The organism is Rhodococcus indonesiensis (assembly GCF_047782815.1).
Classification (GTDB): Bacteria; Actinomycetota; Actinomycetes; order Mycobacteriales; family Mycobacteriaceae; genus Rhodococcus; species Rhodococcus indonesiensis.
On sequence record NZ_CP180630.1, the window covers coordinates 2,114,469 to 2,134,233 of the forward strand.

Here is a 19,765-nt window from a genome sequence, read left to right on the forward strand (position 1 = left end):
CGTGCCGGAGGGACCATCCCTGCACCGGCTCGCCCGGTTGCACCAGCGGCGTTTCGCGGGTGCGCCCCTGCGGGTGTCGAGCCCGCAGGGGCGCTTCGCCGACGATGCGGCGCTCGTCGACGGCCGGGTGCTGCTCCGCGCCGAGGCGCTCGGCAAGCATCTGTGGCACCACTACGACAACGGCCTGACGGTGCACGTGCACCTGGGTCTGTACGGCTCGTTCACGGAGGCGCCGGTCCCGCTGCCGGACCCGGTCGGGCAGGTACGGATGCGCATGGTCGGCGCCGAGTACGGCACCGACCTGCGCGGCCCCACCGCATGCGAGGTCCTCACCCCGGACGAGGTGGCGGCGATCGCCGCGCGGATCGGCCCCGACCCGTTGTGGCGGGATGCCGACCCCGAGCGGGCGTGGGCGCGAATCTGCAAGTCCCGCAGCGCCATCGGCTCGCTGCTCATGGATCAGTCGGTGATCTCTGGGGTGGGTAACATCTACCGGGCGGAAGTCCTGTTCCGGCACGGCATCCATCCGCAGCGCCCGGGCCGTGATCTCACCCGAGCCGAATTCGACGGCATCTGGGACGATCTCGTCGTTCTGATGCGGACGGGGGTGCGACGCGGCGCGATCCACGTCGTGCGACGCGAACACGACCACGGGGCACCGGCCTACGCGAAGGGCCGTCCGCGGACCTACGTCTACCGTCGTGCCGGTGAGCCCTGCCGGTTGTGCACCACACCCGTGCTGCACTCGATCATGCAGGGCCGCAACCTGTTCTGGTGCCCCGCCTGCCAGACGGGCTAGAAGTCGAAACCGCCGAAGTCGCCGCCGGCCCCGAAGTCGCTCCCGCCGTAGTCGCCACCGCCGTAGTCCCCACCGGCGTCGCCGTAGTCGCCACCGCCGTAGTCCCCGCCGTCCTGACCGGCCTCGAGCCCCTGGTCGTATCCGGAGTCGAAGCCCTGCTCGAACGCTTGCGCGTCGTACGGCACCCCGGCCATGCCGGAGAACAACGCCGAGAACAGCAGCATCGATCCGACACCCCACGCCCCCGCGACGAGGGCGGGCTTCCACCAAGGCTCCGAGTACCAGCCCGCCGGTACGGGCCGGCCCGCGACGCGACCGCCCGGAAAGTAGTTCGGGGTACGCGACGACGGGGCGGGGGAGGCCGCCACCTTGCGTCCCTCGAAATCGATCTCGCGATTCTCGGTCACGCGGCCGGCCGTCTGCTGGCCGTCGAGGGTGGGGATTTCGGGACCGGGGTCCATTCCCATCGCGAGGCGAGCGGCGCGGATGTAGTACAGCCCCTCGAGAGCGGTCTGCTTGGCCAGCCGCGCCTGCACCGGCGTTCGGGCCTGCTCGATCTGCGATCCGGCGGCGGTGTAGCGCTCGGACGCATCGGCGAGCGCCTGCTTGGACGCGGCGTCCGTGCCGGTGAGGTTGTAGATCTGTCCGCCGAGCCGCTCGATGGCCTGGCGGGCGTCGGCCTTCGCGTCGTCGAGTTGGTGGGCACCGCGCCCCGACTTGTTCCGCTGCGCCGCGGACACCAGGAACACGACGGCGACGAGGACGGCGACGATCAGCAGGAGTTCCACGGCGGTCCCTTCCGGCGGACTGGACGGTCACCGTCCAGCGTACCGGCGGGCTCAGGCGTCGAGGACGGCGTGGAATCCGTCGCGCATGCAGTCGTCGAACACCTCGAGGTCCGGAACCGCCCCGGTGTCGAGAGTGAACCCGACGCAGCACGTGTGCAGATACGACATCAGGGTGACGTTGAACGCGGAGCCGAGGGTGGGACCGAACGCGTAGTACCGTTCCACCTTCGCGCCGGCCATGTACAGCGGCACCGGCGACCCTGGCACGTTCGAGGCGAGGAAGTCGACGTGCTTGAGCATCTCGCCGACGACAGCCGGGGGGAGCAGATTCAGTGGGGTGGCGAGGGCCTGTGCCATCGGCACCGCGGGCTCGTGCCGCCAGCCTTCGACGATCTTGTTCACCTCCTGCATGAGGGTGAGGGGATCGTCGGAGCGCACGGGCAGCGGGAAACGCGCGAGGTTGATCCGGTTGCCGCCGAGAGTGTCGTGCTCGGTGCGGATGCTCAGCGGCATCGTCACCCGCAGCTCGTCGACGTCGGACCCGTGGCGATGGTGGTACTCGGCGAGGCCCACGAGGACGGCAGTGAGGAAGGCGCTGTTGAGGGTGGCGCCGCCGCGGTGAGCGGCATCGCGCAACCGGTCGAGCGGCACGTCGATCACGTGGAGCCGGCGGCTGAGCGTGCGCTGCGTCATGACGGGGGATTCGAGTCGCAGGATCGGGCGCAGGTAGCGGGCGACGGACGCCGCGACCCCCGCGGCACTACGAGCGGACCCGATCGGGTTCGTCACCACCGCCCGGGTGGTCGGCCAGATCGAGGCCAGCCCGCGTCCCGCCAGACCACGGAGCTGAGACCAGTCCCAGCCGATCGCCTCGGCGGCGAGATCCAGGCTGTCCGGCGATTCCGCGGCGGGCGGTTCCGGCGCCGGCTCGTGGGGCGTGCCGTCGCGGTCGAAGTCGACCAGCCGCGCAGTGATCTGCATACCGCCGATTCCGTCGGTGAGGGCGTGGTGCACCTTGATCAGCAGCGCAGCCTGGCCGCCGGCGAGTCCGTCGACCACCGTCATCTCCCACAGCGGCCGGTCCTTGTCGAACGCGGCCATGGCCGTGGTGCGGGCGAACTCGAGGACGTCGTCGAAGTTCGCCGGCCCGGGCAGGGAGACCCGGCGCATATGCCAGGACAGGTCGAAGTTCGCGTCCGCGACCCATCGTGGCGGCGCGAGACCGAAAGGCACCTCGACCACGCGACGGCGGAAGCTGGGCACCTCGCGGGTACCGCGGTCCATCATCTCGCACAGACGGTCCCAGTCGGGCGAGGCGTCGAGCAGCACCACGGCCACGATCGTCGAGCGCAGCGCGGGATCGCGTTCCATGCTCCAGGTGAGGTAGTCCGTCTGCTGCATGTGACGGTCGGCTGCGTTGCTCATCTCGGTAACTTCTCACACGGGCCGCCGGAACAGTCGGGTTTCGCTCCGGCCGCACCTCGGACCGGGACGGCATCACGGCCCGGCGCGGGAATCCGGAGCGGATACTCCGAACTCTAGGCGCCGGGCCGTGATGCCGATAGTGACTTTCGTCCGGATCGTGAGGCCGTCAGGCGGCCGAGGTGGCGGCTTCCGTCCGTCGTCCGAGCCGCTGCAGGGGGCAGCGGTCGCTGCGGCTGCACGCGAACGTGGTACCGGCGGCGACGAGGGTCAGTGCCGCCGCGGTGATGCCGACGAGGGGGTGGATCTCCTGGGCGAGGATGACCGAGGACATGATCAGGACGAACCAGCCGAAGGCCTTGCGCAGCGAGTCCGGGTCGACCATGGAGGTCAGGCGCCCGCCGATGAGGCTGCCGACGACGGCGGCGCCGGTGACCATCGCCGCCAGACGCCAGTCGATCTGCACGGTGGACAGGTAGCCGCCGAGCCCGGCGAAGGACTTCATGGCGATCACGATCAGTGAGGTGCCGACGGCGATGGGCATGGGCAGGCCGCCGAGCAGGGCGAGGGCCGGGACGACGAGGAAGCCGCCGCCGGCGCCGACGAGGCCGGTGACCAGGCCCACGACCACGCCGTCGAGGAGGATCTTGCCGACCGGCATCGAGTGCGTGCCGTCCGGAGCTGCGGTCTTGTTCTTGCGGCCGCGGAGCATTGCGATGGCGGTGGCGATCATCATCGCGGCGAAGGCGAGCAGCAGGATGCTGCCGGGAATGAAGCGCGAGAGCAGGCCGCCGGCGTAGGCACCGGCCATGCCGGCCAGGCCGAACAGGATGCCGGTGCGCCACTGGACGCGGCCTGCCCGCGCGTGGGAGATCGCGCCGACCGCGCTGGTGACGCCTACGACGAGCAGCGAGGTGGCGATGGCCTCCTTGGCGTCCATACCGGCGACGTACGCCAACAGCGGGACGGTGAGGATCGATCCACCGCCGCCGAGCAGTCCGAGGGTGACGCCGACGAGAACCGCCAGTGCAACGGTCAGCGCGATCATGATCAGTTCCTTTCGGCCGGAGCGGTCTTCGAATCGACCAGCTGGGCGACGATGGTCTGCGGATCACACGAGGCGCCGCGGTTGTAGGGCAGCTTGGACAGCAGCATGCCCATCGCGCAGGTGTTGGAGAGCGCGGCGAACGTGAGGCCGCCACCGACACCGGCGGCGAGCCACTTGAGCTTGGGGACCGCGATGCTGCCCAGGACGGAGCTCAGCACGAGGGAGCCGGCGACGAGGCGGACCTGCCGTTCGAGGTCCCAGCGCTCGACGCCGCGGTTGACGGAGAAACCGTTGGCTTCCCAGCCCGTCATGCCGCCCTCGAGGATGTGCACGTTGAACAGCCCGGAGGTGCGGAGGGTCTCTTCGGCCTGGGTGGCGCGCTGGCCCGACCGGCACACGAGGACGACGTTCTCGTCGAGGTGGGCGAGGAACTCGTCGCGGTGTTCGCGCAGCAGGTCCAGGGGGACGTTGTAGGCGCCGGGAATGTGCACGGACTCGAACTCACCGGGCGTGCGGACGTCCACGACGCGGACGTTCTTGCCGGAGTCGAGGAGCTCGCGCAGGGCGGTGGGATCGAGGGTGGCGGGACTCGGCTCGGTCATGGGGACCTTTCGGATCGGTGGCGGGAACGCAGTGGGCGATCGCCGTGGGCAATAAACCCCGGGGGGTATCTCGACGACCATGATAAGCATACGGGAGGGGGTATGTGCAAGGCGTGGGGATGCCCTGGGCCGCCCACATCCCGCGGTCGAGCCGGATACCCCCCGGGGTACTTGACATACCCATGGGGGTATGTGTCAGGATGGGGCCAACGCAGAACGCGACCGGTCTTCGTGACCGAGGAGAGGGAGAACCGAATGATTCTCGAGCAGTACTACATCGAGTGCCTGTCGCACGCGTCGTACCTGATCGGTGACGAGGGCACCGGCCGGGCGGTCGTGGTCGATCCGCGCCGCGATGTCGGCGAGTACCTCGACGACGCGCGTAAGCACGGGCTGACCATCGAGGGTGTGATCAACACCCACTTCCACGCCGATTTCGTCTCCGGGCACCTCGAACTGGTGGAGGCGACCGGCGCGTGGATCGGGTTCGGTGAGGCCGCCGAGACCGACTACCCGATCCGCCGGCTGGGCGACGGGGAGCACCTCTCGCTCGGGGAGGTGGACCTCGAGATCCTGGCCACCCCGGGGCACACCTGGGAGTCGATCTCGGTGCTGGTGCGTGAGCATCCGGGCGCCACGCCGACGGCGGTGCTGACCGGCGATTCGCTGTTCATCGGGGACGTGGGCCGGCCCGATCTGGTCAACCTGGGGGAGTCGTCGACCGAGGATCTGGCCCGGGCGATGTACCACACGGTGCACGAGAAGCTGCTGACCCTGCCCGATGCGGTCACCGTGATGCCCGCGCACGGCGCCGGCTCGTCGTGCGGGAAGAACCTGTCGGCGGAGCTGACCTCGACGATCGGGGAGCAGCGGGTGAGCAACCCGTCGGTGCAGCCGATGAGCGAGGACGCGTTCGTCGCGCTGGTCACCGAGGGTCAGCCCGCGGCCCCGTCCTACTTCTCGGTCGACGCCGCGATGAACAAGCGGATACACCCGCTTTTGGTGCAGGATCGCGCGATTCCCGAGTTGAGCCCGGAACGGGTCGAGGCCGAGCTCGCCGCCGGGACGCGGGTGCTCGATGCGCGTAGTGTCGACGACTTCGCCGCGGGGCATCTGGCCGGGTCGGTCAACGTCGGGTTCGACGGGCGGTTCGCCGAGACCGGGGGGATGGTCGCCGAGGTGGGGGAGCCGATCGTGTTGATCACCTACCCTGGGCAGGAGCAGGACGCGGCGGTGCGGCTGGCCCGGATCGGGTCGGACAATGCGTTGGGGTATCTGACGGTCGGGTCCGACGGGGTGTTCCCGGCGGAGCTGGCGGAGCTGGTGGTCCCGGCGCCGCGGACCACCGTCGAGCAGCTCGAGGCGTTGCTCGCCGCGGACGCGGTGACGCTGGTCGACATCCGTAATCCCGGGGAGCGGGAGTTCGGGACGATTCCGGGGGCGGTGCCGATTCCGTTGGCGCAGCTGCGGGTGCGGCTCGAGCAGGTGCCCACGGGTAAGCCGATCGTGGTGCACTGTGCCGGGGGGTGGCGGTCGAGTGTGGCCGCGTCGCTGCTGCGGGCGCAGGGCTTCGAGAACGTGTCGGACCTGCTCGGCGGGTACAACGCCTGGGCCGACGCCCACGTCCCCGCCTGACCGGCGCCGAAGAGAACGAAAGGAACTCTCCGATGGCAACGAAGAATCTCACCCTCGCGGACTTCGAGTCCACGATCCTCGGCAACGACATCGTCCTCGTCGACTTCTGGGCCTCGTGGTGCGGTCCGTGCCGAGCCTTCGCCCCGGTGTTCGAGAAGTCGTCGCAGGGGCACCCGGACATCGTGCACGCCAAGGTCGACACCGAGACCGAGCAGCAGCTCGCCGCGATGGCCGACATCCGCTCGATTCCGACGATCATGGCGTTCCGAGAGGGCGTCCTGGTCTTCGCCCAGCCCGGCGCCCTGCCCGCAGCCGCCCTCGAAGACCTCATCGGGCAGATCGAAGCGCTGGACATGACCGAGGTCCATGCTCGGATCGCCGACCAGAAGGCCGCCGCCGGCGCCTGACCGCCAACCCTTTCACCCCCAGGAGGACCCCATGTGTTACCCCGTCACCTGCCCGAACTGCGGAAAGACCGGCTGGGACGGCTGCGGCCAGCATGTCGACGCCGTCATGCGTGCCGTGCCCGCACCCGAGCGCTGCACCTGCGGCCAGGACACCACCCCCGGTGCGCAGGCGCACACCCTCGGTGGGCTCTTCCGCCGCTGACCGCACCTCGACGAGACTGCGCCTCCGCCGCGGCGACACCCCGCCCTGCTCGAGCAGGGCGGGGTGTCGCCGCGGCGCGCTCCGAGGGCCAATGACCCTTCCGCGGTCCGCGTGCCGATGAAAAACTCGTAGACGCCCACTCGAGAAGGGACATCCGTGGTGAACAGAGTGATGGGGCCGGTGGACACCATCTGGCTCAACATGGACCGGCCCGAGAACCTCATGATCATCGACTCGCTGATGTTCTTCGAGGGGCCTGTGGACTGGTCGCGCGTGGTGTCCCTCGTGCAGCGCCGATTCGTCGACGCCTACCCCGCATTCCGGCAACGCCCGGTGCAGCCGCGCACCCACATCGGGTCGCCGCACTGGGAGGACGACCCGGCGTTCGAACTCGACAACCACCTGATCCGGACGACCCTGCCCCGCAGTGACGACGCGACCCTGCAGCAGTACATCGAGCAGCGGATGCCGGTGCCGTTCGATCGTCACCGCCCCCTGTGGGAGATGCACCTCATCGACGGATACCGGCACGGAGCCGTGGTCTACACCCGGCTCCACCACTGCATCGCCGACGGCATCGCGCTCAACCAGGTGATGCTCTCGATGACCGGCGAGACTCCGGACAGTGACCTCGACGCCCCCGCGGACGCTGAGCCCGAGCACCGTGCCGGCCTTCTCGAGGGCGCGGCCAAACTGGCCGGCACCGCGATATCGACCACCGCCGGTGCCGCATCCGGCGTCGCCCACATGCTGTGGGACCTGCCCAAACTGTTCGATCCGCATGTCCTCGGCGACGCCTTCACCCAGGTCGAACGCACCGGCGAGATCGCGGACAAGCTCGTGCTCGGACCCAAACCGCACACGCCGCTCAGCGGCCGACCCGGAACGGCCAAGCGCGCGGTGTGGTGCGAGCCCTTTCCGCTCGACGACATCAAGCACATCGGTCACGGGACCGGCACCACCGTCAACGACGTGCTCATGGGTGCCGTCGCCGGCGCACTCGCGACGTACATCCGTGAGCACGGCGGCGAGCCGCAGGACGTACCCACGATGGTGCCCGTCAACGTGCGCCCCCTCGACCAGCCCCTCCCGAAGGAACTCGGGAACCAGTTCGCTCTGGTGCTCTTCAAATACCCGTCGGGGCTGGCGACTCCGCTCGAACGCATCGTCGAGACCCATCGGCGTATGGAGGTCATCAAGCACTCACCCGAGGTGACACTCACCTTCGGCTTGATCAAGGCGATAGGGCGGACCGGCCCGGAACTGGAGAGGTTCTTCGTGGACTTCTTCTCCGACAAGGCCATCGGAGTCACCACCAACGTTCCCGGCCCGACGAGCGACCGATACCTGGGAGGGGCGAAGATCCGCGGTGTGCTCGCCTGGGTGCCCGGCGCAGGTGAGCAGACCCTGGGCGTCTCGATCTTCAGCTACAGCGGCAAGGTCCGGGTCGGATTCAAGGCGGACGCGGACCGGGTGCCCGATCCCGAGAATCTCGTCCGCGCCTTCACCGACGAGATCGACGGGCTGCTGCGGCTCTCGCATGCTGTGTGACGCGCCCTGAATCCGCCGATTCGGCGCCCGCGCCGGGTGTGGATGTCTACCGTCGGCTCATGGGCGAGCACGGGCACTACCGGGAAATCCTCAACGAATTGAATCCGCAGCACCGCGCGCTGCGCGCCGCGATCCCCGAGGTCTATCAGGGTTTCAACGCACTGAGCAAGGCCGCCTTCGCCCCCGGAGCCCTCGATACCAAGACCAAGGAACTGATCGCGCTCGCCATCGGCGTCGTCGACGAATGCGACGGCTGCATCGCCTCCCATGCGCGCAGCGCCGTCCGTGCCGGGGCGAGCAGACAGGAGGCGGCCGAGGCGATCGGCGTCGCATTCCTCATGCAGGGAGGTCCCGCGACGATCTACGGTTCGCGGGCGTACACCGCGTTCTGCGAATTCGCCGACGCCGAGGAACAGCGAGACCGGTGACGGTCCGGTGGAGGGGATGACGGGAATCGAACCCGCGTAGCCAGTTTGGAAGACTGGGGCTCTACCATTGAGCTACATCCCCATGCATGCGATCGACCCGGGTTTCCGGGTCCGCCGCGTGCAGGAACAGACTGTACCCAACCTCGCTTTGGATTTCATAATCGGGGGGCCGTAGGATTCTCCCGCGGGTCCCCGGAAGGTTCCGGGTGCCGGTGTCGACGGGATGTGGCGCAGCTTGGTAGCGCATCCGCTTTGGGAGCGGAGGGTCGCAGGTTCGAATCCTGTCATCCCGACCAGGAGGAACCGGGTGGGACCGCGCACCCGGCGACAGCTTGATCGAACGACACACGAGCACGAACAGAACGACACACGAGCACGACAGAAGGAGCATGTCCGTGAAGAGCACCGTCGAGCAGCTCAGCCCGACGCGAGTCCGTATCAACGTTGAGGTGCCCTTCGAGGAGCTCCAGCCTGATTTCGACCGCGCGTTCAAGGCTCTCGCCAGCCAGGTCCGACTTCCCGGCTTCCGGCCGGGCAAGGCTCCGCGCAAGCTGCTCGAGGCCCGCGTCGGGCGTGGCGCCGTGCTCGAGCAGGTCGTCAACGACGCCATCCCGGCCCGCTACAGCGAGGCCGTGACCGCCAACGAGGTCAAGGTCCTCGGCCAGCCCGAGGTCGACATCACCAAGCTCGAGGACAACGTCGAGCTCGTCTTCACCGCCGAGGTGGACGTCCGGCCGGAGATCACCCTGCCCGACTTCTCCTCCATCGAGGTCACCGTCGATCCCGTGGAGATCACCGACGAGGCCGTCGAGGAGCAGCTGCTGTCCCTGCGTCAGCGCTTCGGCACCCTCACCGGTGTCGAGCGGCCGGTGCAGGACGGTGACTTCGTGTCCATCGATCTGTCCGCGACCGTCGGCGGCGAGGAGGTCCCCGAGGCCTCCACCACCGGTCTGTCCCACGAGGTGGGTTCGGGTCAGCTCATCGACGGCCTCGACGAGGCGCTCGTCGGCATGTCCGCGGGCGAGTCGAAGGAGTTCACCACGACGCTGGTCGCCGGTGACCACGCCGGCGACGAGGCCGTCGTCACCGTCACCGTGAACAGCGTCAAGGAGCGCGAGCTGCCCGCCGAGGACGACGAGTTCGCCCAGCTCGCGAGCGAGTTCGACACCCTCGACGAGCTCAAGGCGGATCTGCGCGAGCGGGTCTCCCGGGTCAAGAAGGTCGAGCAGGCCGGTCAGATCCGCGACAAGGTTCTCGACGTGCTGCTCGAGACCGTCGAGGTGCCGCTGCCCGAGGCTGTCGTCCAGGCCGAGATCGACGGCGCCCTGCACGACGCCATCCACGCGCTCGATCACGACGAGACCAAGCTGAACGAGCTCCTCGAGGAACAGGGCTCGAGCCGCGAGGAGTTCGACAAGGACACCCGTGAGTCGGCCGAGCGTGCCGTGAAGGTGCAGCTGCTGCTCGACGCGATCGCCGAGGCCGAAGGCACCACCGTCGAGCAGGAAGAGCTCACCGAGCGCATCTTCTTCCAGGCGCAGCGCTACGGGATCCCGCCGGAGCAGTTCATCCAGCAGATCGGCCAGGCGAACCAGCTCGGCGCCGTCTACGCAGACGTCCGTCGCGGCAAGGCCCTCGGCAGCGTCGTGGACCGCGCCACCGTCACCGACACCAGTGGCGCCACGGTCGACACCTCCGAGCTGTTCGGCACGAAGAGCAACGACGAGTCCGAGGACGCCGAGGCTTCGGCCGGCGAGGGCGAATCCGAGTAGCCGGTCGAGATCCGTTGCCGCACCGCGCGATTGCACGCGGGGCGTGGCGACGGTCCGCCACCGGGTACACCGAGTGGAAATTTCCGCTTTGAGCGAAGTGGGGCGGCACCGGGCATCCGGTGCCGCCCCACTTCGTTACTGTCAGTGTCAGCAATCCACGATTGACGAGAAGGCAGGTACCGTGACTCCTCAGAATCCGGCGACATCCATCGGTCCCACGATGACCTCGGCCACCGCTGGGCTCAACCTCAGCGACTCGGTCTACGAGCGGCTGCTGCGCGAGCGGATCATCTTCCTCGGTACCCAGGTCGACGACGACATCGCGAACAAGCTCTGCGCGCAGATCCTGCTGCTGTCCGCGGAGGATCCGACTCGCGACATCTCGCTCTACATCAACTCCCCGGGTGGATCCGTCACAGCAGGCATGGCGATCTACGACACCATGAAGTTCGTCGAGTGCGACGTGGCGACCTTCGCAATGGGTCTGGCTGCCTCCATGGGGCAGTTCCTGCTCTCGGCCGGCACGCGGGGCAAGCGGTACGCGCTGCCGCACGCGCGGATCATGATGCACCAGCCGTCCGCCGGCATCGGCGGTACCGCCAGCGACATCGCGATCATGGCGGAACAGTTCGCGCACACCAAGCGGGAGATGGCGGAACTGATCGCCGAGCACACCGGCCAGACCGTCGAGCAGATCACGAAGGACTCGGACCGCGACCGCTGGTTCACCGCCAAGGAAGCGCTCGAGTACGGCTTCGTCGATCACGTCGTCTCGCGGGCGCAGCAGGCCGGCGGCACCGGCAACTAGTTCCGAGCCCCCCGATCCGCTCTACGCCCCACGAATTCCTGGAGAAGCGATGACCAACCTGTTCGATCCGCGCCAGCTCGGCGGCCAAGCTGCTGCCGCCCCGGGGGGCACCGCCCCCGCATCCCCGGCGAGCCGCTACATCCTGCCTTCGTTCATCGAGCATTCGAGTTACGGAGTCAAGGAGTCCAACCCGTACAACAAGCTCTTCGAGGAACGGATCATCTTCCTCGGCGTGCAGGTGGACGACGCGTCCGCAAACGACGTCATGGCTCAGCTGCTGGTGCTCGAGTCGCTGGACCCCGACCGCGACATCACGATGTACATCAACTCGCCCGGCGGCTCCTTCACGTCGCTGATGGCGATCTACGACACCATGCAGTACGTGCGTGCCGACATCACCACCGTCTGCCTCGGCCAGGCCGCATCGGCGGCGGCGGTGCTGCTCGCTGCCGGTACCCCCGGTAAGCGGCTCGCCCTGCCCAACGCCCGCGTGCTCATCCACCAGCCCGCCACCGGCGGCATCCAGGGCCAGGTGTCCGACCTGGAGATCCAGGCAGCGGAGATCGAGCGCATGCGCCGCCTGATGGAGACGACGCTGGCCAAGCACACCGGCAAGGATCCCGATCAGATCCGCAAGGACACCGACCGCGACAAGATCCTCACCGCCGCGGAGGCCGTCGACTACGGTCTGATCGACAACGTGCTCGAGTACCGCAAGCTCTCGGCCCAGAAGTAACCGCCTCGGCCCGGCCCGGAGTGCGCCCCGCGCGCCTTCGTGGCCGGGCCGGTGTGCTCGCGCGGCATTGCCGCTGCGCCGCACAAATAATGGCCCGAATCGCCCGGAACCGGTCGACCGCCGTCGCTGTCTCCGGGTACGGTCGTTCCAAGGGCCCGCTCCCCGGACCGGCGCTGTCGGCGGTCGCGGGATCGGTTGCACGCTCACGAGGAAGTAGGGACCTGACAGATGGCACGTATCGGTGACGGGGGCGACCTGCTCAAATGTTCTTTCTGCGGAAAGAGCCAGAAGCAGGTCAAGAAGCTCATTGCGGGCCCAGGGGTCTACATCTGCGACGAGTGCATCGACCTGTGCAACGAGATCATCGAGGAAGAGCTGGCCGAGTCCAACGAGGTCAAGCTCGACGAGTTGCCCAAGCCGGCCGAGATCCGCGAGTTCCTCGACAACTACGTCATCGGGCAGGACTCCGCGAAGCGGACCCTCGCGGTGGCGGTCTACAACCACTACAAGCGCATCCAGGCGGGCGAGAAGGCGCGCGACACGCGTGGCGAGTCGGTCGAGCTGGCCAAGTCGAACATCCTGCTGCTCGGACCCACCGGCTGCGGCAAGACGTATCTGGCGCAGACCCTCGCGAAGATGCTGAACGTGCCTTTCGCAATCGCCGACGCCACCGCGCTGACCGAGGCCGGCTATGTCGGTGAGGACGTCGAGAACATTCTCCTCAAACTCATCCAGGCGGCCGACTACGACGTCAAGCGCGCCGAGACCGGGATCATCTACATCGACGAGGTCGACAAGATCGCCCGCAAGAGCGAGAACCCGTCCATCACCCGCGACGTGTCCGGTGAGGGCGTCCAGCAGGCGCTGCTGAAGATTCTCGAGGGCACCCAGGCGTCGGTGCCGCCGCAGGGCGGGCGCAAGCACCCGCACCAGGAGTTCATCCAGATCGACACCACCAACGTGCTGTTCATCGTCGCCGGTGCCTTCGCCGGACTCGAGCGGATCGTCTCGGACCGGGTGGGCAAGCGCGGAATCGGCTTCGGCGCCGAGGTGAAGTCGAAGGCCGAGATCGATACCACCGATCACTTCGCCGAGGTCATGCCCGAAGACCTGATCAAGTTCGGGCTCATCCCCGAGTTCATCGGTCGCCTGCCCGTCGTCGCCTCGGTGACGAACCTCGACAAGGATTCGCTCGTGCAGATCCTGTCGGAGCCGAAGAACGCACTCGTCAAGCAGTACGTCCGGCTCTTCGAAATGGACGGGGTGGAACTCGAGTTCACCCAGGACGGCCTGGAAGCGGTCGCCGACCAGGCGATTCTGCGTGGTACCGGTGCCCGCGGTCTGCGCGCCATCATGGAAGAGGTCCTGCTGCCGGTGATGTACGACATCCCGAGCCGCGACGACGTCGCCAAGGTGGTCGTCACCGCCGGAACCGTCAACGACAACGTGCTTCCCACGATCGTGCCGCGCAAGCCCGAGCGCGAGCGTCGCGACAAGACCGCCTGATCGCGGAATACGAGTAGGCCTCGGCACATGTGCCGGGGCCTACTCGTATTCGCGGAACCTGTACGACCGAATGTCACATCGCATCGATGTCATCGACGCGATGTGACATTCGGTCCCGACGGGAAGGGTCAGATCCGGTTGCCGAGCTCGCGCAGCGGGGTCCGGAAGGTCTCCTTCGCGGACAGTGCGGAGACCGCACACACCAGGCAGGCGCCGGAGGTCAGGATCGCGACGGGCAGCCAGTTCGTCGGGTCGCCGCCCATGAGCGCGGTGCCGATGGCGGGTGCGAAACCGGCGATGGCGAAGCCGAGCTGGGTTCCGATCGCCATACCGGAGTAGCGGACCTTCGTGTTGAACATCTCGGCGTAGAACGACGGCCAGATCGCGTTGGGTGCGGCGTAGAGCAGACCCATCAGGACGATGCCGGCGGCGAAGATCAGCGCGACGTTGCCGGTCGAGATGGCCTGGAAGTACACGAAGACGAACACCGCCGAGCCGAGGACGCCGGTGACGAAGACGGGCTTACGGCCGACCCGATCCGACAGAGCGGCGAGGGCGGGCTGGCTGAACAGGGCGACGGCGTTGGCGGCGATCGCGACTGCGAGCATCGTCGACTTGGCGATGCCCACTTCGTCGCTGGTCGCGAACGCCAGGCCGAAGACGGCGAAGATCGTGCTCACGACGGCGACGAAGGCGCAGAAGACCACGCGGGCCAGGTTGGCGGGGTGGGTTCGCAGCAGGTCGGCCACCGGCAGCTTGGCGACGTCGTCGGCCTTCTTGGTCTCCGCGAACTCCTCCGGCTCCTCGAGCTTGAGGCGCATGACGTACGCGGCGACGAGCACGAGCAGGCTGCCCCAGAACGGGACGCGCCAGCCCCAGCTGTAGAGGATGTCGTCGGGCATGGCCGCGACGGGCAGGAACACCAGGCTGGCGAGGATGAAGCCGGCCTGGGTGCCGTTGAGGGTCCAGCTCGCGAAGAACGCGCGACGGTTCTGCGGGGCGTGCTCGAGGGTCAGCGAGCTGGCGCCGGACTGCTCGCCGGCGGCGGAGATGCCTTGGAAGATGCGCATCAGGACGAGCAGTGCGGGCGCCAGTACGCCGATCGACTCGGCGCTGGGGATCAGGCCGATGCCGAAGGTGGCGACACCCATCAGGATGAGGGTGAACAGCATGACGTTCTTGCGTCCGACCCGGTCACCGAAGTGACCGAGGACCACGGCGCCGAGGGGCCGCGCGACGTAGGCGACGCCGAAGGTCGACAGGGAGAGCAGTGCCGCGTGCCCGCTGTCGGGGAAGAACACCGTCGGGAAGATCAGGGCAGCGGCGGAGGCGTAGATGTAGAAGTCGTAGTACTCGAGCATGCTGCCGAGAAAGGCCGACGACGCCGCGCGCTTGACCTTGGTGGTGTCGTGCGGGCGGGCAGCGGTCGTCATACCGGAATTCTCCGGTGTGTCGAGGGTGTGCGCGGTCATCGCGTCTCCTGTGCGGAAAAGATGGGGGATGTTCGAGATACGAACCCGGGTTCGTTCTGCGTCGTTCCGAATGTAGGCGCCATCACACGCCCACCGCAAGATGTATGAACTAGATAGTTCATAAATTTTCAGGAAGCGCGCCGACACGCTGCGGCGCAGGGGCCCGTCAGTCGGGCGCGGTCGTCAGGTAGGCGACCACGAGATCGCCCAGCATCCGCCGGTGCCGGGTCCGCAGTTCGTCCGTGGCGAGGTCCTGGTCGAACAGTGCCTGCCAGGTGTACCGGTTGGCGGTGCGGAAGACGCAGAAGCTGCTGATCACGAGGTGGATGTCGAGAGCGTCCACGCCGTCGCGGAAGATTCCGTCGTCCCGGCCGCGTTCGAGGATGCCGGTGAGCACGTCGACGGCGGGCGCTCCCAGGCCGGCGAGCCGGGTCGACCGTCGGATGTGCTCACCGCGGAGCATGTTCTCGTTGGCGACGATGCGAATGAAGTCGGGATGATGGTCGTGATGGTCGAACGTGGCCTCGGCCAGCGTGCGGATGGCTTCCACGGGGCCGAGGTCTGCGAGGTCCAGCTCGCGTTCCTGGGCGCGGATCGTTCCGTACGAGTTCTCGAGGACGGCCCGGTAGAGGCCCTCCTTGTCGCCGAAGTAGTAGTAGATCATCCGCTTGGTGGTCTGCGTGCGCTCGGCGATCTCATCGACCCGGGCTCCGGACAGCCCCTTGTCCGCGAACTCCGCCGTGGCCACCTCGAGGATGTTCTCCCTGGTGAGGTCGCTGTTGCGACGGCGTCGGCCGGTGGTCTGCTCGGTTGCCATGGCGCCACCTTAGCGACCGGGTGTTGTGTCGGCCCCGCCCTGGCCGTACGCTACATCTTGTAACTCACTAGTTCGTACATTGCGCTGGGAAGGGCCCGCCATGACCGACTCCATCCTCTGCGGCCTCATCGGAACCGGCATCGGTGCGTCGCTGACCCCGCCCATGCACGAGGTGGAGGGTGCGCGGCAGGGGTTGCGCTACGTCTACAAGATCATCGACCTCGACGTGCTGGGTCTGGCGGTGGCCGATCTGCCGCGGCTGCTCCGCTCCGCGCACGACCTCGGCTTCCGCGGTCTGAACATCACCCATCCGTGCAAGCAGGCGGTCATCGAGCACCTCGACGACCTCTCCCCGGAGGCGAGCCGGCTCGGTGCCGTCAACACCGTCCTCTTCGACGGAGGCCGGGCGATCGGGCACAACACCGACTGGTCCGGATTCGGTCGCAACTTCGACCGGGGCCTGGGCGGTGTCGCCCTCGACAGAGTGGTCCAGCTCGGCGCCGGGGGAGCCGGTGCGGCGGTCGCCTACGCGGTGCTCACCCGCGGGGCGCGCGAGTTCACCGTCGTCGACCCCGACCTCGCACGAGCCACCGCCCTGCGTGACAAGCTGACCGTGTTGTTCCCGGGCGCCGACGTCGGTTCGGCGACGCCGGACGAGCTGCCCCGGCTGCTGGCCGCCGCCGACGGCCTCGTCCACGCGACGCCCGTCGGCATGGCCGCCCACCCCGGGACGGCCTTCGATCCGGCGCTGCTGCGTCCCGACCTGTGGGTCGCCGAGGTCGTCTACCGGCCCATCGAGACCGAACTCGTCCTGCGCGCCCGGGCGCTCGGCGCCCCGACGCTGACCGGGGCGGGCATGGCGGTCTTCCAGGCCGTCGATGCATTCCGCATCTTCACCGGCGTGGAACCCGATGCCGATCGGATGCTCGCGCACATGACCTCGCTGATCGAAGCGGAGAAGGTCGCCGTCTGACCCGCACCTCCCGGGGACGCCCCGGTCACCGTCCGGGCACGCGGAGCATCGCACATGCCAGGTCGACGATCTCCGACTCGAACGCCCCCAATTCCGGCGCTTCCCCCACGTCGTGGGCGCGTTCCCAGGCGGCGTAGGAGCCGATGACGAACCGCACCGTCAGGCCGACCCGGCGCTGGGCCTCGGCCTCTGCCAGCTCGAGACTGTGCACGATCGCCTCGAACAGGGACGTGAGCACTGCGAGCGACTCGTCGGTCGGGTAGTAGTCCGCACGGGACGCGTTCGCGGCGGGGACTGTCAGGAACTCCAGTGGCGCCACGGCGAGCCACTGCTCGTTGAACCGTGCCCAGTAGCTGGGGCGGCCGCGGGCGACCTCGGTCGTGAGCGGGTGGACGTAGGCGAAGACCAGTCGTTCCAAGTGTGGCGGTGTGTCGAGGCGGGCAGCGTCCACGAGGGCGGCCCGTTCCGCGTTGACCCGCGGTGCATGCCGGGTCCACACCGCATCGAGCAGTCCGTGCCACGATCCGAAGTGGTACGCGACGGCCGAATTGTTGCGTTGGCCCGCAGCTTTGACGACCTCCCGCGCCGAGACGCCGTGGATGCCGCGGTGCGCGATCAGTTCCTCCGCGGCGTCGAGTAGAGCGAGACGACCCGTTGACACGACCATGACGTCCACTGTACTAAGAAGCTCAACTTTCCATTTAATACGAGCATCTTAACGGAGGAACTCGTGGCTGGTCTTTCCGGTAGGCGCGTCGTCGTCGCGCTCGCTCTGTCCTCGATGCTGGCTGCAACGGCGTGTTCGGAGGCGGAGCAGCCGCCGTCCGAGCGCGCGCCCGGTGCACTCGTCAGCTCCCGTCCCCTGACCACCGCTGCGGCACTGCCCAGTGCGGCGCGTACCGAACTGATCACCTACCTGTCCGAGGATGCGGCCGGCCGCACCATCCTCGTATCCGGGACGGTCGCCGTCCCCCGCGGCGATGCTCCCGACGGCGGGTGGCCGGTGATCAGCTGGGCCCACGGCACCACCGGTGTCGGGGACGCGTGCGCCCCGTCCGCCGACACGGTCGGCGGACCCGCACACGGCTACCTGTCCCGCACCACCGCCATGCTCGATCGGTGGGTCGCGGACGGCTACGTCGTCGTGCAGACGGACTACGAGGGTCTCGGCACACCTGGCGGCCATCCGTACATGAACGGCGACAGCGCCGCGAACACCGTCGTCGACATCGTGCGTGCGGCCCGCGAAGCCGACCCCGCCATCGGCACCCGATGGACGGCGATGGGGCACAGCCAGGGCGGGCACGCCGCGCTGTTCACCGCCGCGCACGGCGCCGAACGCGCCCCCGAACTCGAACTGCAGGGAGCGGTCGCCTACGCCCCGGGCAGCCGCACCAGCGAGACGGCCGCCTACTTCGAAACCGGCGGTCCGGGCATCGCACAGGCTCTGAGCTTCCTGCCCGTTCTCCTGCTCGGCGCCGAGGCCGCGGACCCGGACATCTCCGCCGACGCGATGCTCACCGACGCCTCCCGCCCGCTGCTCGCGGCGGCACGCACCGGATGCATGGACGACGTGCGCGCCGCGGCCGCGACCGTGCCGGTGGACCAGGTGTTCGCACCCGGCGCCGACGTCGGTCGCTTGACCGAGTACTTCGCCACGCAGGAGCCCGAGGCCTTGACGCTGACCGTGCCGACCCTCGTCGTGCAGGGGACGACCGACGTGCTCGTGTCCCGCCAGGTCACCGACGAGGTCACGAAGTCCCTGTGCGGCAACGGATCCTCGCTCTCGTACGAGGTCTACGACGGTGCCGACCACCGCGGCGTGCTCGAGGCCGCCCACGACGACGTGCGCTCGTTCGTCGAGAAGGTGAGCTCCGGCGAGGCGCCGGCGGCGGTCTGCAGCTGACGGGCGTGCCGTCGATTCACGCGACGGTGCCGGTGTAGACGTTCATCGAGTCGCCGCGGAGGAAGCCGACCAGTGTCAGGCCCGCCTCCGCGGCGAGATCGACCGCGAGCGACGACGGGGCCGACACCGCGCCGAGCGCCGGCACCCCCGCCATCACGGCCTTCTGCACCAGCTCGAAGGACGCCCGGCCGCTGACGACGAGCACACTGTCCGACAACGGGATCCGGTTCTCGGTCAGTGCCCAGCCGAGCACCTTGTCGACCGCGTTGTGCCGGCCCACGTCCTCCCGCAGCGCCAGCAGAGCGCCGTCGGGGGTGAACAGCGCTGCCGCGTGCAGGCCCCCGGTGCTCTGGAAAACCTTCTGCCGCTGCCGCATCCGGGGAGGCATGCCGACCAGGGCGCGGGCGGAGATCGTGAAGCCGTCGGTCAGCGGGAACCGGGTACGGGTGCGCACCTGATCGAGGGACTCCTTCCCGCACACTCCGCACGCGGAACTCGTGACGAAGTTGCGTGCGCCCGCCCCGTCCGGCACCGCGACGCCGGGCGCGAGCTGCACGTCGAGCACGTTGTACGTGTTGGCGCCGGTGTCGTCGACCCCGTCGCAGTAGCGCACCACGGCGACGTCCTCTCGGCCCCCGATGATGCCCTCCGCGAGCAGGAAGCCGTGGATGAGTTCCACGTCGTGTCCCGGGGTCCGCATCGTCACCGTGAGGGCGCGGCCGTCCAGGCGGATCTCGAGCGGTTCCTCCACCGCGAGGCTGTCCGGCCGGCGTGCCTGCCCGTCCGCGGTGATCCGCAGGACGGCCCGGCGGGTGGTGACGCGTCCCATCAGTCGGTCCCGGCCGGTTCGAGCCGCGCGACAACGGCTTCGGAGACCGCGGTGTCGGGCTTCG

20 protein-coding genes and 2 tRNA genes are annotated in these 19,765 nt (G+C 68.5%); 13 read left to right on the forward strand and 9 right to left on the reverse strand.

Annotated elements, in window-relative coordinates:
- Position 1 precedes the first annotated feature (1 nt).
- Entirely contained in the window at positions 2–799 is a 798-nt protein-coding gene (locus tag ACM26Y_RS09885) for an Fpg/Nei family DNA glycosylase (RefSeq protein ID WP_416063337.1), read from the forward strand.
- Here ACM26Y_RS09885 and ACM26Y_RS09890 read toward each other — a convergent pair.
- The 4 genes from ACM26Y_RS09890 to ACM26Y_RS09905 all read right to left on the reverse strand — a co-directional run bounded on the left by ACM26Y_RS09890 (position 796) and on the right by ACM26Y_RS09905 (position 4,659).
- Positions 796–1,587, reverse strand: a complete 792-nt coding sequence (locus ACM26Y_RS09890; protein ID WP_054375160.1) for a hypothetical protein — start codon at positions 1,585–1,587, stop codon at positions 796–798. The two genes, ACM26Y_RS09885 and ACM26Y_RS09890, sit on opposite strands and share 4 nt — an antisense overlap.
- A gap of 51 nt (positions 1,588–1,638) precedes the next feature.
- Positions 1,639–3,012: a wax ester/triacylglycerol synthase domain-containing protein gene (locus ACM26Y_RS09895; RefSeq protein ID WP_371383333.1), complete on the reverse strand. Its 1,374-nt coding sequence runs from the start codon at positions 3,010–3,012 to the stop codon at positions 1,639–1,641.
- 166 nt (positions 3,013–3,178) lie between these two features.
- Complete coding sequence (locus ACM26Y_RS09900; RefSeq protein ID WP_289377763.1) at positions 3,179–4,057, reverse strand: sulfite exporter TauE/SafE family protein; 879 nt, start codon at positions 4,055–4,057, stop codon at positions 3,179–3,181.
- Between the two features lie 2 nt (positions 4,058–4,059).
- On the reverse strand, positions 4,060–4,659 hold the full coding sequence (locus ACM26Y_RS09905) for a rhodanese-like domain-containing protein (RefSeq protein WP_416063338.1): 600 nt from the start codon (positions 4,657–4,659) through the stop codon (positions 4,060–4,062).
- Positions 4,660–4,914: 255 nt separating this feature from the next.
- Between ACM26Y_RS09905 and ACM26Y_RS09910 the strand changes: the two genes are divergently transcribed.
- The 5 genes from ACM26Y_RS09910 (at position 4,915) to ACM26Y_RS09930 (ending at position 8,882) form a co-directional block, all read left to right on the forward strand.
- Complete coding sequence (locus ACM26Y_RS09910; RefSeq protein ID WP_416063339.1) at positions 4,915–6,294, forward strand: MBL fold metallo-hydrolase; 1,380 nt, start codon at positions 4,915–4,917, stop codon at positions 6,292–6,294.
- A 32-nt stretch (positions 6,295–6,326) separates the two neighbouring features.
- Positions 6,327–6,701 (forward strand): thioredoxin, encoded by a 375-nt coding sequence (trxA, locus tag ACM26Y_RS09915; RefSeq protein ID WP_003938122.1) that lies wholly within the window; start codon positions 6,327–6,329, stop codon positions 6,699–6,701.
- A gap of 31 nt (positions 6,702–6,732) precedes the next feature.
- Positions 6,733–6,903: a hypothetical protein gene (locus ACM26Y_RS09920; RefSeq protein ID WP_371383173.1), complete on the forward strand. Its 171-nt coding sequence runs from the start codon at positions 6,733–6,735 to the stop codon at positions 6,901–6,903.
- 159 nt (positions 6,904–7,062) lie between these two features.
- Complete coding sequence (locus tag ACM26Y_RS09925; RefSeq protein WP_371383159.1) at positions 7,063–8,454, forward strand: wax ester/triacylglycerol synthase family O-acyltransferase; 1,392 nt, start codon at positions 7,063–7,065, stop codon at positions 8,452–8,454.
- A 59-nt stretch (positions 8,455–8,513) separates the two neighbouring features.
- Entirely contained in the window at positions 8,514–8,882 is a 369-nt protein-coding gene (locus ACM26Y_RS09930) for a carboxymuconolactone decarboxylase family protein (protein WP_416063340.1), read from the forward strand.
- Between the two features lie 8 nt (positions 8,883–8,890).
- On the opposite strand, the gene ACM26Y_RS09935 is transcribed toward ACM26Y_RS09930, so the two are convergent.
- Positions 8,891–8,964 (reverse strand) — tRNA-Gly (locus ACM26Y_RS09935).
- A gap of 137 nt (positions 8,965–9,101) precedes the next feature.
- Here ACM26Y_RS09935 and ACM26Y_RS09940 point away from each other — a divergent pair.
- The 5 genes from ACM26Y_RS09940 to clpX all read left to right on the forward strand — a co-directional run bounded on the left by ACM26Y_RS09940 (position 9,102) and on the right by clpX (position 13,704).
- Positions 9,102–9,178: transfer RNA gene (locus ACM26Y_RS09940), tRNA-Pro, on the forward strand.
- A 99-nt stretch (positions 9,179–9,277) separates the two neighbouring features.
- Entirely contained in the window at positions 9,278–10,654 is a 1,377-nt protein-coding gene (gene tig / locus ACM26Y_RS09945) for a trigger factor (protein ID WP_416063341.1), read from the forward strand.
- Positions 10,655–10,835: 181 nt separating this feature from the next.
- On the forward strand, positions 10,836–11,462 hold the full coding sequence (locus tag ACM26Y_RS09950) for an ATP-dependent Clp protease proteolytic subunit (protein ID WP_003938127.1): 627 nt from the start codon (positions 10,836–10,838) through the stop codon (positions 11,460–11,462).
- A gap of 49 nt (positions 11,463–11,511) precedes the next feature.
- Positions 11,512–12,198, forward strand: coding sequence for an ATP-dependent Clp protease proteolytic subunit (locus ACM26Y_RS09955; protein ID WP_003938128.1), 687 nt, complete (start codon positions 11,512–11,514; stop codon positions 12,196–12,198).
- 228 nt (positions 12,199–12,426) lie between these two features.
- Complete coding sequence (clpX, locus tag ACM26Y_RS09960) at positions 12,427–13,704, forward strand: ATP-dependent Clp protease ATP-binding subunit ClpX (RefSeq protein WP_416063342.1); 1,278 nt, start codon at positions 12,427–12,429, stop codon at positions 13,702–13,704.
- Between the two features lie 128 nt (positions 13,705–13,832).
- On the opposite strand, the gene ACM26Y_RS09965 is transcribed toward clpX, so the two are convergent.
- Entirely contained in the window at positions 13,833–15,176 is a 1,344-nt protein-coding gene (locus tag ACM26Y_RS09965) for an MFS transporter (protein ID WP_003938130.1), read from the reverse strand.
- A 166-nt stretch (positions 15,177–15,342) separates the two neighbouring features.
- Positions 15,343–15,993 carry a TetR family transcriptional regulator gene (locus ACM26Y_RS09970; RefSeq protein ID WP_416063343.1) on the reverse strand — a complete coding sequence of 217 codons (651 nt, stop codon included), beginning with the start codon at positions 15,991–15,993 and terminating at the stop codon, positions 15,343–15,345.
- A 100-nt stretch (positions 15,994–16,093) separates the two neighbouring features.
- Between ACM26Y_RS09970 and ACM26Y_RS09975 the strand changes: the two genes are divergently transcribed.
- Positions 16,094–16,966 (forward strand): shikimate dehydrogenase, encoded by an 873-nt coding sequence (locus tag ACM26Y_RS09975; protein WP_003938132.1) that lies wholly within the window; start codon positions 16,094–16,096, stop codon positions 16,964–16,966.
- 25 nt (positions 16,967–16,991) lie between these two features.
- Here the strand turns inward: ACM26Y_RS09975 and ACM26Y_RS09980 are convergent, their stop codons facing one another.
- A complete protein-coding gene (locus tag ACM26Y_RS09980; RefSeq protein ID WP_235157486.1) occupies positions 16,992–17,633 on the reverse strand; it encodes a helix-turn-helix domain-containing protein in 642 nt (213 codons plus the stop codon).
- A 63-nt stretch (positions 17,634–17,696) separates the two neighbouring features.
- Here ACM26Y_RS09980 and ACM26Y_RS09985 point away from each other — a divergent pair, with 63 nt between their 5' ends.
- Positions 17,697–18,872: an alpha/beta hydrolase family protein gene (locus ACM26Y_RS09985; protein ID WP_003938134.1), complete on the forward strand. Its 1,176-nt coding sequence runs from the start codon at positions 17,697–17,699 to the stop codon at positions 18,870–18,872.
- Positions 18,873–18,888: 16 nt separating this feature from the next.
- On the opposite strand, the gene fdhD is transcribed toward ACM26Y_RS09985, so the two are convergent.
- Positions 18,889–19,701: a formate dehydrogenase accessory sulfurtransferase FdhD gene (gene fdhD / locus ACM26Y_RS09990; RefSeq protein WP_371383153.1), complete on the reverse strand. Its 813-nt coding sequence runs from the start codon at positions 19,699–19,701 to the stop codon at positions 18,889–18,891.
- Positions 19,702–19,765 lie beyond the last annotated feature (64 nt).

Coding starts and splice junctions, on each gene's coding strand:
- trxA (WP_003938122.1), top strand. CDS start 6,327: ATGGCAACGAAGAATCTCACCCTCGCGGACTTCGAGTCCACGATCCTC.
- ACM26Y_RS09900 (WP_289377763.1), bottom strand. CDS start 4,057: ATGATCGCGCTGACCGTTGCACTGGCGGTTCTCGTCGGCGTCACCCTC.
- clpX (WP_416063342.1), top strand. CDS start 12,427: ATGGCACGTATCGGTGACGGGGGCGACCTGCTCAAATGTTCTTTCTGC.
- ACM26Y_RS09910 (WP_416063339.1), top strand. CDS start 4,915: ATGATTCTCGAGCAGTACTACATCGAGTGCCTGTCGCACGCGTCGTAC.
- ACM26Y_RS09975 (WP_003938132.1), top strand. CDS start 16,094: ATGACCGACTCCATCCTCTGCGGCCTCATCGGAACCGGCATCGGTGCG.
- ACM26Y_RS09980 (WP_235157486.1), bottom strand. CDS start 17,633: ATGGTCGTGTCAACGGGTCGTCTCGCTCTACTCGACGCCGCGGAGGAA.
- ACM26Y_RS09970 (WP_416063343.1), bottom strand. CDS start 15,993: ATGGCAACCGAGCAGACCACCGGCCGACGCCGTCGCAACAGCGACCTC.
- ACM26Y_RS09920 (WP_371383173.1), top strand. CDS start 6,733: ATGTGTTACCCCGTCACCTGCCCGAACTGCGGAAAGACCGGCTGGGAC.
- ACM26Y_RS09895 (WP_371383333.1), bottom strand. CDS start 3,012: ATGAGCAACGCAGCCGACCGTCACATGCAGCAGACGGACTACCTCACC.
- ACM26Y_RS09965 (WP_003938130.1), bottom strand. CDS start 15,176: ATGACCGCGCACACCCTCGACACACCGGAGAATTCCGGTATGACGACC.
- fdhD (WP_371383153.1), bottom strand. CDS start 19,701: ATGGGACGCGTCACCACCCGCCGGGCCGTCCTGCGGATCACCGCGGAC.
- ACM26Y_RS09930 (WP_416063340.1), top strand. CDS start 8,514: ATGGGCGAGCACGGGCACTACCGGGAAATCCTCAACGAATTGAATCCG.
- ACM26Y_RS09905 (WP_416063338.1), bottom strand. CDS start 4,659: ATGACCGAGCCGAGTCCCGCCACCCTCGATCCCACCGCCCTGCGCGAG.
- ACM26Y_RS09955 (WP_003938128.1), top strand. CDS start 11,512: ATGACCAACCTGTTCGATCCGCGCCAGCTCGGCGGCCAAGCTGCTGCC.